Below are 18,173 nucleotides of genomic sequence, written 5' to 3'. Positions count from 1 at the left end.
ACGGGTAACTTGCAAATTACACCTCCTGTGTGGTGATCGGCGCACTGTTTATTGGCGTGGCGCGGTTATTGTTGTTGGCTGTGACAGCATTATCAGTTGCCATACTGCCCATCATCGTCACCGGCGCATCGACTTTGCGTACTGACGCTGGCATGGACGGATGGATAATACTCACCTGCCCAACCGGATAGCCGATACAGCCTTCTGCTAAGTAACCAACGAGCTCAACGGGTAAGGTAATTTGCTGTTTATCAATCTCAATCGCTAGGTAATCACCCGCTGCAAGACCCCATGCTTTGGCATCATCGATACCGACGCGCCACGTAGCGAGCGGCAATTGCTCAGCAACCACCGCGCTACGTGATGCCATCATCGAGCTGGCATACAGGTTATAAATTGGCACCAGTTTGGCTTGTCCTTGCTGCATATCTGTCGTTGTTGCTGAAGTAGCTTCTGGCGCGACATATTGGCGCGTAGCAAGGCGCTCTAGGCGATCAAATAAACGGACGCCCGGATCGCCATTTCTCAGACTACCACCAACTTTATCTTGGTATTTATTCCACGCTTGCGGTGAGTTCCAACCGGCCGCACTGGCAAAAGGAATCATCGAGCTTGGCGTCTGCTTACCGCTATAGCCTTCCATTGAGAAGGTTAAGCCGGTATCCAAATCTTTTGGCTGCATCGGCTCATGCACAGATACGGGCGCACGCATCGAGGTACGACCTGAGTAGCGACGCGGCTGACGGGCAATTTTTAGACCAGTCATGCGGTAATCGGCGTCAGGAGCCGCATCTTTAATACCAGCAAGCTTAGGATGGGTAGCGATTAGAGCATTGATGACATCATCAAGCAGCGTCCAGTCGACATCGCGACCTTCTAAGCTGCTATGCACGGCATGTAACCAGCGCCAGCCTTCTTTGATACTGCTCATTGGATGATAATATTCGTTATCATAAACTTGGAAGAAGCGCTGCGCACGACCTTCAGCAGAGATAAGCGTACCGTCCGCTTCCGCAAAGCTTGCGGCTGGCAAAACGATATCGACGTCTTTATGCCAATCAAGCAATTGATGGTCAAGGGCAATAACCGTTTTGTCCGCCAATAGCTGGGTTAATTTATGCGCATCAATGGCATCGGTTAGCTGGTTTTCAGCCACGATAACCACATCAAAATCAGTCGCCAATAACTCTTCGACCGATTGACCACCAAGCATACAAACACCAATACTATTGGCATCAGGAACCGCTAAATAAATACCCGCTTGCGCGTGATAGTTTTTACTGACCTCTTTTAGCTCAAGCTTGGTTGCCGGCTGACGTTCGACATCGTCTTGCGCTTCTGTATCAACGCCGGTTTCTGGTTTGTTCGGCTTGGCAGACAAGTCTTTATCTTCGCTTTGCTGCGCCGTTGCTGCTTGTGCTTCAGCAGCTTCGACCTTAGCATTATGCGCTTCGACCTGCTGCTGTTCAGTGGCTTTAATCGCCGCACGTTTTTGGGTCAGTGCCTGAGTGATTTGCGCCGCTGCTTCTATCAAAGCCGTAGACGATAAGCTGGTACCCGAAACCACCAAGGGTTTATCCGCTTGGATTAAGTCATAAGCGATTTGTTGGGCTAGCGCTTGCATTGGGTCAGACGTTTCATCAGCATCTTGTTGGGCACGTTGCGCGTCTGCTATTTGCGCTAAATCATCTGCAAGATTGGCAATCGCATCGGCGACTTTAAAACCAAGCTTGGTAATATCTTCTGGTGTCGCAACGACGCTAACTTTACTGATATCTTCTAGTTTGGTTTGGATAACGTCGATGATATAGACCGGGCTTTGCACGCCTTGTCCAATACGTTTGACGGGCTCAGCCAGCCAAGATTGGGTTTTGGACGCCGCTGCCATTTTAATGGCTTCGTTTTTTGCCGCTTGACGAATCGATAGCGCCACACGTGATGAAGTTTGGGTAATATCTTCACCCAATACCAATACTGCGTCATGGCTTTCGATATCAGCCATAGCGGGATTATAAATACCCTCAGTGCTTAATACTTCAATACATTTATTGACCAGTGCTTGTTGCTGATGGTTTAAACCGGTTGAAAAGCTATCAAAGCCAACCATATTTTTTAGCGCAAAATTGGTCTCAAGGCTCGCACGTGGTGAGCCAATACCGATAACTTTTTTGTCTTTGATACGTTTGATGGTTTCATCAAGCGCATAGTCGATATTGATTTTGACATGCTTGTCATTGATACGCTCAAGCGCTTGGGTTGGGCGGTCTTCGCGATTGACATAGCCGTAACCAAAGCGACCACGGTCACATAAGAAGTAACGATTTACTTCACCGTTATAACGGTTTTCGATACGGCGCAATTCGCCATAACGCTCGCCCGCTGAGATGTTACAGCCCGCTGAGCAGCCATGACAAATACTTGGCGCGTATTGCATGTCCCATTTACGGTTATAGCGCTCAGAGTGAGTTTTATCGGTAAATACACCCGTTGGGCAGACTTCGGTTAAGTTACCTGAAAACTCGCTTTCGAACTGACCATCTTTATCACGACCAAAATAAACGCGCTCGTTTGAGCCATAGACGCCCAAATCTTCGCCGCCCGCGTAGTCTTTATAAAAACGCACACAGCGATAACAAGCGATACAGCGGTTCATTTCATGAGCGATAAATGGTCCAAGCTCTTGATTGTGATGGGTACGCTTGGTAAAGCGATAGCGACGACGGCTATGACCTGACATATAAGTCATGTCTTGCAGATGACAATGTCCGCCCTCTTCACAGGTTGGACAGTCGTGCGGGTGGTTGACCATCAATAGCTCAACCATCGACTTACGAAAGGCTTTGGCTTCATCGTCGGTCACTGAGATGTACATATCATCGCTTGGGGCGACCATACAGGACATCACCAAGCGCCCGCGACCCGCTTCCATATCTTCTTTATTTTGATATTGCTTAACCGCGCACTGACGGCAAGAGCCGACTGAACCTAAGGCGGGGTGATAACAAAAATACGGCACATCAATGCCGAGTGACAAGCATGCTTGGAGCAAGTTGTCGCTGCTATCTACTTCGACAGTGGTTCCATCAATATGTATGACTGCCATGCCGCTCTCCTTATTTCACTTCTGGCTGTTGATGAGCTGCAGCCTCAATGACATCTTCGCCAACCGCCTGCGCAATTTTTTGATCAAATTCAGGACGGAAATATTTAATCGCACTCATCAGTGGTTCCATCGCACCCGGCGCATGGGCGCAGAAGGTTTTACCGATCCACAAGTCACGGGTTAAGCCTTCTAATTTCTCAACGTCACCGATTTGACCTTGACCATCATTGATGGCCGTGAGCAATTTAACGCCCCACGGTAGACCATCACGGCACGGTGTACACCAACCGCACGACTCACGCTGAAAGAAAATCTCAAGGTTGCGCAATAATGGCACCATGTCTTGTTCTTCATCGACGACCATGATTAGCCCAGTACCCATACGGCTACCAGCTTTTTGAATGGTGTCAAAATCGACGACGGTATCTAAATGCTCAGCGGTTAAAAAGTCGGTTGATGCGCCGCCAGGGAGCCATGCTTTAAGCTTTTTACCTTCTTGCATACCGCCAGCGAAATCTTCGATAATTTCGCGCGCCGTATAGCCAAAAGGTAGCTCCCATAGTCCTGGGTCATTGACCAAACCTGAACAACCAAATAGCTTAGTACCTGGGGTTTCGACCACGCCTTTAGCTTTTGGTAAGTCTTGATACCATTTACTACCATGCAAAATAATCGCTGAAACGTTATGCAAGGTTTCAACGTTATTAACCACAGTCGGACGACCCCATGCACCTGCCACTTGTGGAAAAGGCGGTTTGGTACGCGGATTGGCTCGGCGACCTTCTAAGCAGTTAATCAAAGCGGTTTCTTCGCCGCAAATATAACGACCAGCGCCGGTATGGACGTGCAAATCAAAGCTAAAGTCTGAGCCTAAGATATTGTCGCCGACCAAATTATTGGCACGCAATTCTTCAAGCGCTGTATTTAAACGCTCCGCTGCTAAGATATATTCACCGCGAATAAAGATATAACCGGCCGTTGCCCCAATCGCATAGGCAGAAATCAGCATACCTTCGATAAGCTGTAGCGGCAGACGCTCCATCAAGAGACGGTCTTTAAAAGTGCCCGGCTCCATCTCATCGGCATTACAGACTAAGTAGCGTGGACCACCATCGGGTGGTGCCATGAGCGACCATTTAATACCGGCTGGGAAACCTGCACCGCCACGACCTTTGACTACGGCTTCTTTAATGGTATTTAAAGTATCGGCTGGTGATTGGTTTAAAGCCATCTTTAAGGCTTCAAATCCGCGTAGCGATTCATAAGTGGCTAAGTCCAATACCGCATCGTGATGGGCGAGGCGCCATGTAAGCGGTTTGGTTTCACTGGTAGCGGTTGCTTTGTCGCCATAAACAGGAATGCGCTGGTCATTTAATTGGCTTGGCGCTTTGCCTTGACCGCGACGAGCAATCTGCTCTGAAATGGTTAAACTCATGCGTATAGCTCCAACAATTGGGCGACTTCAGTGGGCTGCACAGGACCATAGGTGTCTTCATTGATTAACACAGAAGGACCTTTGTCACAGTTGCCCAAACAGCAAATCGGCAATAGCGTAAAGCGGTTGTCAGCGGTGGTTTGACCATAGTCGATGCCCAGCTGCGCTTTTAATTCAGCCGCCAGCGCTTCGTAGCCCGTTAAATAACAAGCGACCGAATCGCAAATAAGGATGACATTGCGACCGACCGGCTGACGATAGATACGGTTAAAGAAAGTTGCCACCCCATCCATGTCGGTCACAGGGATATTTAGAATATTGGCGATGGCATTAACTTGCGCATCATCGACCCAGCCGTTACGCTTTTGTACGATTTTTAGGGCATCTAAAGACGCTGCTCGCGGATGGGGATAATGATGCATAAACTCATGGATAGCCGCAATCTCTTCTGCGGTTAAGATACTTGCCACATCTACTTTTGGCATTTTATCGGAAACAATTCTCATAATCTTCTTCTTTCCTCACTCAGCCCACTGTGTATATAGCGCTTGGCGCAGCAACAGCGTTTTGGTGTGCCAGTCTGGCGATAACATATTAATAAAACTTGGCGTACTTTTAATATTTAACATCTAGCATTTAACATTTATAAAAATTAATGATAAATGCAGCAACCCAAACCGTTAACGGTCACAATCGGCCATGACAATATCAATCGAGGCCAAATACATAATGGCATCAGAGACCAACGAGCCATTAATCACCGATGGCATCTGTTGCAGGTGCGCAAATGTCGGCGTACGGATACGGGTACGATAGCTCATCGTCGCTTTATCTGAGGTGATGTAATAACTGTTTAGACCTTTGGTTGCTTCCACAATCGTGGCGCACTCACCCGCTGGCATCACAGGACCCCAAGAAACCGAGATAAAGTGATTAATCAAAGTCTCAATATCATTTAAGGTACGGTCTTTCGGCGGTGGCACGGCCAATGGATGATCTGCCTTATAAGGGCCTTGCGGCATATTATCCATACATTGACGGATGATACGTAGCGACTGGCGCATCTCTTCGATTTTTACCATACAGCGATCATAAGCATCGCCGTTATAACCGACTGGAATCTCAAAGTCGTAATTCTCATAGCCCATATACGGACGCGCTTTACGCAAATCAAAATCTAAACCTGTGGCACGTAAACCTGCGCCAGTCACGCCCCAAGCCAATGCTTGCTTGGTATTGTACTGGGCAACGCCTTGGGTACGACCTTTTAACACACTATTTTGCAATGCTGCTTTTACGTATTCATCTAAACGTTTTGGCATCCAATCTAGGAACTCACGAACCAAACGCTGCCAACCGCGCGGTAAGTCGTGTGCCGTACCGCCGATACGGAACCAAGCAGGATGCATACGGTAGCCGGTCACCGCTTCGATGACGTCATAAGCTTTTTGGCGATCGGTAAACATATAGAATACCGGCGTCATACCACCGGCATCTTGAATAAAGGTACCGACGAATAGCAAGTTATTGGTAATACGGAAAAACTCACTCATCATCACGCGGATGGTTTCAGCGCGCGGCGGCACCGTAATACCGGCAAGCTTTTCAACCGACATGATATACGGTAGCTCGTTCATCACACCGCCGAGGTAATCAATACGATCGGTATAAGGAATATAAGAATGCCACGTTTGACGCTCAGCCATTTTTTCGGCGCCGCGATGGTGATAGCCGATATCAGGAATACAGTCGACAACTTCTTCACCGTCAAGCTGTAGCACTAAACGGAATGCACCATGAGCAGAGGGATGGTTAGGACCAATGTTCAAGAACATAAAGTCTTCATCACGGCCCGAGCGTTTCATGCCCCATTCTTCAGGGACAAAACGCAGGTTTTCTTGCTCGTATTGTTGCTTGGCATTATTTAAGAAATACGGGGTAAATTCCGTCGCGCGCGCATGATATTCTTTACGCAGTGGATGACCTTCCCAATATTTAGGCAATAAGATACGCGTTAAATGTGGATGGCCACTGAATACAATGCCGAACATGTCCCAGACTTCACGCTCATACCAGTTAGCATTTGGCCAAATTTTAGTCGCACTTGGTACGTTGAGATCGTCCTCGCTTAGGGCGACTTTGATACGCACATCGCTATTACGCTCAAGCGACATCAAGTGGTAAAACACTGTAAAATCACTGTCTGGCAAACCTTGACGATGCTGACGCAAGCGCTCATCTATCGCGGATAAGTCAAAGAGCATAACGTAAGGTTTTGGCAATTTACGCAGGTATAATAAGACGTCTAATAAGTCGGCACGCGCCACCCACACCGTTGGAATCTCATCCACCGTGTGCTGTACGACAAACTTACCAGCATATTTTTCTTCCAGCTCTTTGATAACTGCTGGGACAGGTTTGATCTTATCCCTGTTGTTAGGATCCATGTTATTAGGATCTATGTTTTCAACTACCGTGACCATGAATGATGTCTTCCTTCATTAATCATAACCCAGCTATGTCAATCATAACCGAGCTGTGATAAGCGTACGCGCACTTCTAAGAATTATGAACAATTGAGCTAATAAACTAGATACTGTCTGGGCTACGCAAGTTTTTCACCGCAATACGGTCCGCTTGCTTACGGTCACGCTCAGGCGTCATTTGCGGCTGGTAAATACCTTGCTCATTGACATGAATGCCTAGCGGACGACGCTCTTTGGTAATCGACTCTTGTAGCAGCATCAAACCTTGAATCAAAGCTTCTGGACGCGGGGGGCAACCGGGCACATAAACATCGACAGGAATGATTTTATCGACGCCTTGCACCACTGAGTAGATATCATACATACCGCCCGAGTTGGCACACGCGCCCATCGAGATGACCCATTTTGGCTCAAGCATTTGCTCATAAAGGCGCTGAATAACCGGTGCCATTTTCACAAAGCAAGTACCAGCAACAATCATTACGTCTGCCTGACGGGGTGAGGCGCGAATGACTTCGGCACCAAAACGTGACAAATCGTGTACGGCGGTTAAGGTGGTGGCATATTCGACATAACAGCAAGAGGTACCAAAGTTAAATGGCCATAGTGAGTGCTTGCGCCCCCAGTTTGCTGTTGAATGGACAAGGTCTTCAAGACGACCCATAAAGACGTTTTTATTGACTTCTTCTTCGATAGGGTCATTGACCGTTTGACTGGTCTGTGCAGGATAGATATCTGCATCAGGGTTGGCTTTTGTTAATGTGTATTTCATAACATACAACCTTTATTTTAAGCGCTGCGTGACAAGTATTTATCATCACTAGCGCCATAACTTCTATTATTAATAAATGACCATTTAGGTGTAAACAAGACTGCTATAAGCAATGAACTTAAAGCTAGTCTTGTTGTGCAGCAGTGGCAAAATCCACTGACGTCACATTACCCGTGGTATTAATATGATCGATATTTTGTAAATGGCGACGATTGGTCTCGATATTGTTTGAGACATTAATTTGCCCTGAAGACTGCGCCGGTATCTTGCCTGTTGGGTCAACCATCAGCTCATCAACGCCATCAAACTTGGTGATGTCGGCCAAATTAAAACCGGCTGGCGCCGCATATAGACGCGCTTGTTTACGGCGTTTATCCGCTGGTGCCCAGTTCATCGCGCCCAGACTCAGCTCATATATCAGACCGATGATTAAGATTGTGATAAAGATGGCGGCGGCAGCAAACCCTAACCAGCCGGCTTCGCGCACTGAAACGGCATACGCATAAAGATAAAGCGCTTCTAAATCGAAAATCACAAAGAAAATCGCCACCAAATAGAATTTTGCAGACAAACGAATGCGGGCATTGCCAGCTCCGACAACACCCGCTTCAAATATCTCTTCTTTTTGTGTGCCCTGAGAGCGACCGCCAAGCAAGCGCGGAACGACCAGCATAAAGACAACTAGCCCAATGGCGGCTAAAATAAAAGCAATTGCTGACCAATTAAAAGCAGACATGATAATACGTGCTCCTCACCCAATCGAGTGTCAAGCGCACCGCGAATACTCACAAATGATGGTGGTAATGGCGATAAGCATAACGCAGACGAAAACACAAAGTAGCTGTCATTGACTCATTTTTGAGCAAATATATTTAAACAACTCAAGGACTGTGATAAACCCATGACTATTATAGCTACTGTGCTGGTAATAACCAATTATCAAGCTTATTGACGACGATGTCAGACATGACCAACTATAGATATTCCGGCATGCACGCGGATAAAAGGCTGGTCGCCCAACGCATCTTTTAACAACGTAAGATCAACGTATTAAATCAATATCGTATTTATTGGCGTACTTAATTGATTTAATAGCTCATACACGTGGTCAACAATGACGTGACAACTGGCATAAATTATTTACGTACTATACGCATATCGGCAATCAAAAGCTAGTTTTTAACTGCATTGAATGGTCATTTTATCTGCAAAAAAAATATGTTTTTTTTACCATAAACTATGTTATAGACGTTACCTTATATTACGTGCGAATCTGAATTTTTATGTGGACGCTGCTATATATAGTGTAAGCTGCGCAAAGCAAACACTTTTTTAACTCAAAACCCGCTGCCAACTCCTCGCCCAAAGACAGGATTTTTGCTTTATAATAGCCCACCTCATTTTGACGCTTTGGCGTTATTTGAACACACATTTTGTTACCCTTTATTATTGGGTGTACTTTACCGAAAATATCGTCTTTATTAAAAATACCATCCTTATTGACGTTATGATTTTTATTATTATCATCTTAATAAAATCAGCGTTTGATTAAAATCATCGTTGTATCCCAAGCATCGCAGCCTTTTATCATATTTTGCTTAACAACGACTTTCGTCAACGATGCTACTATCCATTATTAGTTTTATCTTCTTTTTTGCTTTTGTCTTACAGGTCATCTTATGAGTCAACTTAATCCCAAACAACAAGAAGCCATGCTTTATGTCTCAGGACCTTTATTGGTATTGGCTGGGGCTGGCTCCGGTAAAACCTCGGTGATTACCCGTAAAATCGCTTATCTCATCGAAGAATGCAACATGCCAGCCGAGCGTATCACCGCGGTGACCTTTACCAACAAAGCGGCGCGTGAGATGAAAGCGCGGGTCAGTAAATTGCTGCCAAGTGAAAAAACTCGCGGTCTGACGGTATCGACCTTTCACCAATTTGGCTTGCAGTTTTTGCGTTACGAGCTGATTCATACGCCATTGAAAGGCAACTTTTCCATCATGGACAGCGATGACAGCAAGCGGCTCTTAATGGAGCTGATGATGCGTGACAATTTAAGCGGCGCCGAAAGCCGTGAGCTGGTTGGCAAAGCGATAAAAATGATTTCTGATTGGAAAAATGATTTGATTGAGCCTGATAAGGCGATGGAAACCTTAGACGACCCAGAAGATATGATTTTTGCGACGCTTTATGCTTTATACGAGCGTAATTTGCGCGCTTATAACGCTGTTGATTTTGATGATTTGATTGTACTGCCAACCAAAATCTTACGTGAAAACGCTGAGCTGCGCGATAAATGGCAAAACCGTATTCGTTATTTATTGGTCGATGAGTATCAAGATACCAATACCGCCCAGTATGAAATGATTAAGTATCTGGTCGGGCCGCAAGGGCGTTTTACCGTTGTGGGCGACGATGACCAATCTATCTATGCGTGGCGCGGTGCAAAACCTGAAAACATGGCCCTGCTAAAAGAAGATTTCCCCAAATTAAAAATCGTCATGCTTGAGCAAAATTATCGTTCAACCACGCGTATTTTAACCTCTGCCAACGCCGTTATTACCAATAACGAGCATTTATTTGAAAAGAAACTGTGGTCAGATAAAGGGCAAGGCGAAAAAATTCGCATTATTAATTGCCGTAATGACGACGATGAATCTGAGCGCGTGGCAAAAGAAATCGTCACCCATAAACTGCGTTTTGGTAATGAATGGGAACAATACGCCGTTCTTTATCGCAGTAACTTTCAGGCGCGCATGCTTGAGGCGCAATTGCGTCAGCTGCAAGTGCCGTATAAATTATCGGGCGGTCAGTCGTTCTTTGCCCGTAGTGAAATCAAAGACATCATGGGCTATCTGCGTCTGATTTTAAACCCCGAAGACGACAGCGCATTTTTACGTATTATCAATACGCCCAAGCGCGGCATGGGCCCAGCAACGCTTGAAAAGCTTGGTTTATTTTCGCAAGAGCATAGTATCTCCTTACTTGCCTCTTGTACCCATGCTGGTCTTGCTCACGTCTTGCCGTCAAAAGCCTATGGTACCTTAAAAGAGTTTGGCGATTTTATCGAGCATTATACCCGTGAGCTCGATCAGCACCCCGACCCTGTGCCTATCGTCCGTCAAATGATTGATGAAACCGGCTATATCGACTTTGTACGTAGCGATGCCAAAACGCCGCAACAAGAAAAAAACCGCATCGATAATATCGACATGCTTTATACCAGTATTCAGTCATTGATTAATCGTGCTGAAGAAGACGAAGACCGTACGATTGATACCATCATTCGCAAATTGGTCTTGCTTGATATGCTCGAGCAGCAGCAAGAAGAAGAAAATACCAATAAAGTGAACCTCATGACCTTACATGCAGCAAAAGGCTTGGAGTTTGATTTTGTCTATATCATGGGACTTGAGGAAGAAATGCTACCGCACCGCAACTCTATCCTTAGTGAAACCATTGAGGAAGAACGCCGCTTAATGTACGTGGGTATTACCCGCGCTCGCCGTGAGCTGACATTAACGCTTGCGACCCAGCGCCGTGCAGGCGGGCAAATGCGCGTGACCTCTGAATCACGTTTTTTGGATGAATTGCCAGAAGATCATATCGACTGGCCGGCCAAAGCGAAAAAGAAAAAAGCCAGCAAAGACCCTGAAAAAGTCGCTGATGAATACTTGGCCAATATTCGTGCTTTACTAGGTAATCGTTAAGTTTAAAACTTAAGCGATACCCTGTTTACCGCTCTTTACATGAGCGGTAAACTCAATTTTTATACGAATATCTTTTAAAAATTTGGAACCTTTATGCCGACCTCGACGACGAATCCTGAACGACCATTGACCCGACAGGCTGACTATAATCCGGCAGAAGCAAGCGGCGAATATAAGTTATTATATTTGCAAGAATTGGTAGCAGAAAAAGCGTATGCGGCGATTACTGAGTTTTTAGAAAAGCAATCAGAATATGAGATTGCCAGCCTATTAGAGTCTTTCCCGAGCCAAAATCGCTTACTGATTTGGGCGCAAGTACCAGAAAATATCAAAGGTGAAGTACTGGCAGAGCTGGAGTTTGATACCCGCCAGCCGCTGTTGGAGAATGTTTCTTCAAAAGAGATATCGCTGTTTACCCAAGACCTTGATGCGCAAGATATCTCTGAGATTTTAGATACCGTTACCGAAAGTGTGCGCACCTCGGTGATGGCAACCTTGGATGAAGACATCCGAGTGCAGGTCAATAAACTCGATACTTATGAAGACTGGGAAGTCGGCAGTTATATGGATCCTGACCTCATTCAAGTCAGGGACGACATCACCCTTGCAGAAGTGCAAAGCTGGCTGCGAGAGAATGCTGATTTGCTCGATGATGAAAGCCAAGAGCTATTGGTCGTCGACCAAAGCCAGCAGCTGCTTGGCTTATTGAGTCTGGCGGATTTGATTAAACACCAGCAAAGCACCTTAGTCGCCGACTTGATTCATAGTGCCATCACTGTCAATGATCGCTTAGATATTCAAGATGCGGCGTCGATTTTCCGTTCAGAAGATATCCGCTTTGCGCCAGTGATTAACAGCCACGGCGAGCTGGTCGGACAGTTAAACGGCGAAGATATCATGGAGATTATCCAAGATGATGTCGATAGCACCATGAAAAACCTTGCTGGTGTTAGCCAAGATGAAGAGCTGTTTGCGCCTATTTTAACCAGTGCCAAAAGCCGTAGTATTTGGCTCGGTATTAATTTATGTACCGCGCTATTGGCGGCCGCTGTGATTGGGCAGTTTGAAGCGGTATTAGCAAAGGTTGTGGCACTGGCGATATTGATGCCGGTGGTTGCCAGTATGGGCGGAATTGCAGGCTCGCAAACGCTGACGGTGGTCATTCGCGGGATGGCAATGGGTCAAATCGGTGGGTCGAATCGCCTATGGTTATTAAATAAAGAGCTGTGGGTTGGCGCGATAAACGGTATCATATGGGCGATAATCATGGCGATTATTGCGCAATTGTGGTTTCATGATGTTAAAATCAGCGCCGTCATCGGGCTTGCCATTGCGATTAACATGACCGCCGCCAACGTTTCGGGCATTAGTATTCCGCTGATGCTCAAACGTATGAATATCGACCCTGCGCTATCCGCCTCGGTTATTTTGACCACCGTGACCGATATAGTGGGCTTTATGTCGTTTTTGGGCTTGGCGAGCGTGCTGATTCTTTAGTCGACCGCCCATGAAAAGTTGAAAAACAAAAGTTAAAAATCAGCAGCTATTTCTATTAATACGCCAATCTCAACTTATCGTAGGCTTTTGATTTTTATAGAATTTAAAATTCTAATTGTTTTAACTGAAATTTTAAAAACTAAGTAAACCAATACCTTAGAAAAACAAGTTGAGAGTGGGGTATTAATAGTTGTTGTTAAGCATTTAAAACCTAATCGTTAAAAATGTGATTCATTCTGTTTATACAACCATTACATCGTTAAGTGAGTGCGTTATGCAAGCTGTACAAGTTAAAGTATTAAACCCTAAAATTACTGAAGATAAAGCGTTCTCGCTACCGACGCGCGCTACCGATGGCAGCGCAGGTATTGACTTACGTGCTTGCATTGATGAACCGTTGACCATTAAAGCGGGAGCCACGTATTTAATAGGCACTGGACTTGCCGTTTATATTCAAGACCCTAACTTTGCGGGTATGATTTTACCGCGCTCAGGTCTCGGTCATAAGCATGGTATCGTCTTGGGTAATTTGGTCGGCTTGATTGATGCCGATTATCAAGGTGAGCTGATGGTTAGTATTTGGAATCGCAGCAATGAAGACTTCGTACTCAACCCAGCAGAACGTATGGCGCAATATGTGGTTGTACCAGTCGCCCGTCCGGAGTTTGAAGTGGTGGCAGAATTTAGTGATACCAGCGCGCGCGGTGCGGGCGGTTTTGGCCATTCTGGTCGTCAGTAGCATTGAATATCAGCATTAAACAGTAAGCATCATTGGATTTTTATTTAGCATCAAGCGCAGCAATAAAAATAATCAGCGATTTTTCATTCACCACTAGCCCATTTATCACGACTATAAGGAGAGTAAGCGATGCCGTCTTTTGCTGCGCAGCACTCCTTATTTCGTGCTTATGATATTCGTGGGTCGCGCCAGCATTTTACCGATGATTTTATTCATGCCTTGGGAAATGCTTTTGCGTATCTTTATCAAGCTCAGCCAAGCATTTATAGAGAAAATATTGGCGAAATTAGTAGCCGAAGCACTAACGAAAAAACCATTGTCGTTGTTGGTCATGATGTGCGTGACGGTAGTGGTAGCATGGCGCAAATATTTGCTGATATCTTGTCTCAGCATGGTCTACAAGTCATCCAACTAGGACTTGTTACCACGCCAATGATGATTTTTTGGGCGGAGCAATATCAGGGGCATGGCATTATTGTCACTGCCAGCCATTCTGCTAAAGATATTTTAGGAGTGAAATGGCTCGTCAATCATATCTCGCCTAGTAGCGCCGATATTCAAACGTTATATCAACAACTAGCTAGTTATAATTCGCAAAATTCGTCTGTAAAAACCAATGACCAGCCTGTGCGTTATAAACAACAGCAGTTACCTGCTAATCAAGTCACAAGCGCTTATAGCGACGCTATTACTCAAGTTTTTAAGCAAATCTATCAGCCTCTTAATCAAACTGTAGAAGATAATCACCCACCCTCCTCTAAACTTGATTTAGTGGTAGTCATTGATTGTATGCACGGCGCCACCAGCAATATCGCCAAGCCTTTATTTACGCATTTTTGCCAAAGTGTCATCATGCTCAACGATACGCCAGACGGTGACTTTCCTGCTGGCAATCCGGACCCGACTGAGCCGCAGCGTCTTAAACAGTTGCAGCAAAGCGTACTGCTTCATCAAGCAGATATAGGTATCGCCTTTGATGGTGATGGCGATCGGTTAATGGTAGTCGATAGTCGGGGCAAAGTCGTCACGCCCGACCACCTGCTTTATCTATTAGCAAAAATAGCGGTTATTGAAAGTCCGCAAACATTAAAGACTTCGCGACCATACCCGCAAGTGCTCTTTGATATTAAATGCTGTCATCATCTGCCCAAGCTTATCAGTGAAATTGGCGCCACGCCTGTGCTTAGTAAAACTGGCAGCAGCCTCATGCGCCAACAAATGCAGCAGTCTGACGGTCAAATAACCTTTGCTGGTGAGCTATCTGGGCATTTTATTTTTAATGATAGCCGCTTTATACTTTATGATGACGCCATGTATGCAGCACTACGACTGCTCCATTGGTTGGGAAAATCTCAAGGTACTCAGTCAACTCGTACAAAAAGCCTAGCCGATATTATTAAAGGTTTACCGGTTATCGTCAGTACCGCTGACCATTATTTACCGCTACCAAAAACTATAGCTAACGACTGCTCTATCGTGCAGCAACTGGCAAGATTTTGTCAGTATTTACAGCAATTGGTTCACGCGACATCAGCTGCGTCTATACATCAACTCAACCCGCAAGCCGTCGTTGCCTGTGCGCCGTCCCTTTGTACGTGCTCGCAGCAAAGCCAATCTACTACTTTAGAGCAGGCGCAAACGCTATTGCCAGTGAGCACCAAGCTTAGCTGTATCGATGGCGTGCGCTTAGATTTTGCGCGCGGGTTTGGCGTATTGCGCCAATCAAATACCAGTCAAAATCTGACCGTGCGCTTTGCTGGTGATAGCATCGACGACCTTATCGACGTTCAAACGAGATTTGCCGCCTTATGCCGCCCCTTTAACAAGACGCTAGCGATGCAAATCTTGGCTATTGTTGCTGATTGACATACTCCCGCCACTTTCGACAAGCTCAAGTGGGGGATTCTAAAAGCAAAAGCTCTTAGGCGACTTTCTCACGAATGTCACAAGTTTTCTGTTTCAACGGGCGACCTTTACCGCATCCTCCCTCCGCAGACAAAACGGCATGTCCTGCCGATAAAATATTTTTAGCTGCATTCACATCAGCATTTGCTTTATGCCCGCATTGGACGCACTCAAACTTAGCTTGGGTTTGTCGATTTTCTTTAGCGATATGCTTGCATTCAAAGCAGGTTTGGCTGGTGTAGCGTGGGTTTACTTTAATGAGCACCCCGCCTTGCCAGTGCTGCTTGTACTCAAGCATATCAATCATCATGCCCCAGCCTTGATCCAAAATGGATTTATTCAATCCTGACTTGGCTTTGACGTTACGCCCTTTGTTTTCTAACGTACCACTTGCAGACTTCGACATATTGGCTACTTTTAAGTCCTCACAAGCAATCATGGCGTGGTTTTTGCTGATCGCGGTGGTGATTTTGTGCAAGTAGTCATGGCGAATATTGGCAATATGATGGTGGAGTTTTTGTATTTTGTTTTTCTGCTTTTTCCAGTTTTGACTGAATAAGACTTTTCTACTTAATTGGCGCTGTAATGCGGCCAGTTTAATTTGATTGGCTTTAAAGCTGTTTTTGGGTTTGATGTGCTGACCATCTGAGGTGGTAATGAGTTTAGTGACACCTAAATCAATACCTATGGCGCTTGTAGAGGGGTGAATTGGGTTTTGATCCAGTGCTCGCTCACACCCAAAAGACACGTACCAGTGCCCTGATTTCTTGCTAATAGTGATGTTTTTAATGGTGCCGATGATGTCTTGTGATTTTCTAAATTTCACAAAGCCCACGCCATTAGGTAGTTTGACGCGATTACCCTCAACACGGCAATACTTATCAAATTGAACCAAGCGAATTGAGTCACAGCCATCGGATTTGCGCTTAAAGCGTGGCATTAGTGGACGAAGTGGTATCTCCATTCCATTAGCCAGTTTAAAAAACTTGGGTTTACGAGGTTTCTTTTTATTTTCTTTGAGCCTGGCATGAACTTTAGGGTCGAAAAAACGTGACCAAGCAGAGGCGAGATCACGTACTTTTTGTTGTAAAGATACGGCGTTGGCATGGGTTCTTAAGAAGTCAAAATCAGGATTGTTCTTTAGATCCATGATTTTATTAACCAAGTTGGTGGCATTAATAAATTCATTTTTGGCAAACATCTCAAATGAGATCGCTAGTATTTGATTCCAAACAAAACGTGCAGAGCCGACAAGATTATTTAGAATAATCTGTTGCTCTACATTAGGCTCAAGCCTAAACTTATACGCTTTGTTGATTTTCATTACCGCAACTAATTTTGTTTGATAGAATATAAATTCTAAAGATTATTTAGATTTCATACAGTAGCTAATTTGTATAAAAATATAATAAACACTAGGCGAAATTCACCTCCACCCTAATGTCGGGTGGAGTCCTCTTTCGCTTTTAGATAGGTATTATTTAACCTTAACTTTACTAGAAAACGCCTTATTAGAGAACGCCAAAGAGAAACAAAAACTCTCAATCAATCCACCGCTTAACCCTGTCTTTTAGGAGCTTGTCATGACGCTTAATTTGGATGAAGCCAAAATTACCGCAGAAGTATTAACCACGGCGCTGCCTTATATTCAACGCTTTGTTGATAAGCTCATCGTCGTCAAATACGGCGGCAATGCCATGACCGACCCTGCGCTTGAAAGCTCGTTTGCCCGTGATATCGTGTTATTAAAAACCGTTGGTATGCATCCTGTGGTCGTGCACGGCGGCGGTCCACAAGTCGATAATTTGTTAAAAGAGCTCGGTCGTCAATCTGATCGCATCGACGGCATGCGCGTGACTGACAAAAGCACAATGGATATCGTCGAGATGGTATTGGGCGGTAGCGTCAATAAGTCTATCGTCAGCTTAATCAACAAACACGGTGGGCGCGCGATTGGTCTGACGGGTAAAGACGCCAATTTAATCTTAGCCAAAAAACTAATGATGGAAAAAATCGGCGCAGATGGTGTGGCAGTTCCTGTTGATTTAGGCTTTGTCGGTGATGTGGTCAGCGTTAATAAAGATGTGATCAATATGCTGATTGCCTCTGATTTTATACCTGTTATCGCGCCGCTTGGGGTTGATTCTGAGGGCAACACTTATAATATCAACGCCGATCTGGTCGCCGGTAAAGTCGCAGAATTTTTGCAAGCAGAAAAGCTGATGCTACTGACCAACATTAAAGGCGTGTTGGGCCGTGATGGTGAAGTGGTCACTGGCTTGACGCCAAAGAAAGTCGATGGTCTTATTGAAGATGGTATTATCTCAGGTGGTATGATTCCTAAGATTCAATGCGCGCTTGACGCGGTACGTAGCGGCGTAAAAAGCGCGGTTATTGTCGATGGTCGTGTGCCACATGCCACGCTTCTCGAGATTTTCACCAACGAAGGGGTCGGCACCTTGATTAGCCGTGACTTAGATTCATCAATGAGCTAGCGAGCTGTGATAATTTTTAGTATAAAAA

General features: G+C 45.4%; 12 protein-coding genes. 5 read left to right on the top strand and 7 right to left on the bottom strand.

Going from position 1 to position 18,173, the window contains the following annotated elements:
• Positions 1 to 16: 16 nt before the first annotated feature.
• The 6 genes from nuoG to ndhC all read right to left on the bottom strand — a co-directional run bounded on the left by nuoG (position 17) and on the right by ndhC (position 8,532).
• Positions 17 to 3,103 (bottom strand): NADH-quinone oxidoreductase subunit NuoG, encoded by a 3,087-nt coding sequence (gene nuoG / locus RAH45_RS03375; RefSeq protein ID WP_306495496.1) that lies wholly within the window; start codon positions 3,101 to 3,103, stop codon positions 17 to 19.
• 10 nt (positions 3,104 to 3,113) lie between these two features.
• Positions 3,114 to 4,538 carry an NADH-quinone oxidoreductase subunit NuoF gene (gene nuoF, locus RAH45_RS03370; protein WP_191692300.1) on the bottom strand — a complete coding sequence of 475 codons (1,425 nt, stop codon included), beginning with the start codon at positions 4,536 to 4,538 and terminating at the stop codon, positions 3,114 to 3,116.
• The gene (gene nuoE / locus RAH45_RS03365) at positions 4,535 to 5,044 is read right to left on the bottom strand and encodes an NADH-quinone oxidoreductase subunit NuoE (RefSeq protein WP_068406529.1); all 510 of its coding nucleotides are present in this window, start codon (positions 5,042 to 5,044) and stop codon (positions 4,535 to 4,537) included. Before nuoE ends, nuoF begins: the two co-directional genes overlap by 4 nt.
• Positions 5,045 to 5,218: 174 nt before the next feature.
• A complete protein-coding gene (gene nuoC / locus RAH45_RS03360; RefSeq protein WP_156508515.1) occupies positions 5,219 to 7,021 on the bottom strand; it encodes an NADH-quinone oxidoreductase subunit C/D in 1,803 nt (600 codons plus the stop codon).
• A 106-nt stretch (positions 7,022 to 7,127) separates the two neighbouring features.
• Positions 7,128 to 7,796, bottom strand: coding sequence for a NuoB/complex I 20 kDa subunit family protein (locus RAH45_RS03355; RefSeq protein WP_068406534.1), 669 nt, complete (start codon positions 7,794 to 7,796; stop codon positions 7,128 to 7,130).
• A 124-nt stretch (positions 7,797 to 7,920) separates the two neighbouring features.
• Positions 7,921 to 8,532: an NADH-quinone oxidoreductase subunit A gene (ndhC, locus tag RAH45_RS03350; RefSeq protein WP_102077400.1), complete on the bottom strand. Its 612-nt coding sequence runs from the start codon at positions 8,530 to 8,532 to the stop codon at positions 7,921 to 7,923.
• Between the two features lie 943 nt (positions 8,533 to 9,475).
• Between ndhC and RAH45_RS03345 the strand changes: the two genes are divergently transcribed.
• The 4 genes from RAH45_RS03345 (at position 9,476) to RAH45_RS03330 (ending at position 15,611) form a co-directional block, all read left to right on the top strand.
• On the top strand, positions 9,476 to 11,509 hold the full coding sequence (locus RAH45_RS03345) for a UvrD-helicase domain-containing protein (RefSeq protein WP_068406542.1): 2,034 nt from the start codon (positions 9,476 to 9,478) through the stop codon (positions 11,507 to 11,509).
• Positions 11,510 to 11,602: 93 nt separating this feature from the next.
• Positions 11,603 to 13,006 carry a magnesium transporter gene (mgtE, locus tag RAH45_RS03340; protein WP_191692301.1) on the top strand — a complete coding sequence of 468 codons (1,404 nt, stop codon included), beginning with the start codon at positions 11,603 to 11,605 and terminating at the stop codon, positions 13,004 to 13,006.
• A 274-nt stretch (positions 13,007 to 13,280) separates the two neighbouring features.
• Positions 13,281 to 13,745 carry a dUTP diphosphatase gene (gene dut / locus RAH45_RS03335; RefSeq protein WP_191692302.1) on the top strand — a complete coding sequence of 155 codons (465 nt, stop codon included), beginning with the start codon at positions 13,281 to 13,283 and terminating at the stop codon, positions 13,743 to 13,745.
• A gap of 129 nt (positions 13,746 to 13,874) precedes the next feature.
• A complete protein-coding gene (locus RAH45_RS03330; RefSeq protein WP_306495495.1) occupies positions 13,875 to 15,611 on the top strand; it encodes a phosphohexomutase domain-containing protein in 1,737 nt (578 codons plus the stop codon).
• A 55-nt stretch (positions 15,612 to 15,666) separates the two neighbouring features.
• Here the strand turns inward: RAH45_RS03330 and RAH45_RS03325 are convergent, their stop codons facing one another.
• Positions 15,667 to 16,974 (bottom strand): RNA-guided endonuclease InsQ/TnpB family protein, encoded by a 1,308-nt coding sequence (locus tag RAH45_RS03325; RefSeq protein ID WP_306495494.1) that lies wholly within the window; start codon positions 16,972 to 16,974, stop codon positions 15,667 to 15,669.
• Between the two features lie 259 nt (positions 16,975 to 17,233).
• On the opposite strand from RAH45_RS03325, the gene argB reads away from it, so the two are divergent.
• The gene (gene argB, locus RAH45_RS03320; RefSeq protein WP_191692460.1) at positions 17,234 to 18,145 is read left to right on the top strand and encodes an acetylglutamate kinase; all 912 of its coding nucleotides are present in this window, start codon (positions 17,234 to 17,236) and stop codon (positions 18,143 to 18,145) included.
• The last annotated feature ends 28 nt before the right edge of the window (positions 18,146 to 18,173 follow it).

The sequence above is a fragment of the Psychrobacter sp. van23A genome, from assembly GCF_030845275.1.
GTDB classification, from domain to species: Bacteria; Pseudomonadota; Gammaproteobacteria; order Pseudomonadales; family Moraxellaceae; genus Psychrobacter; species Psychrobacter faecalis.
Note: the sequence above shows the minus strand (reverse complement) of the source record. Positions and strands in the feature narration are given on the sequence as shown.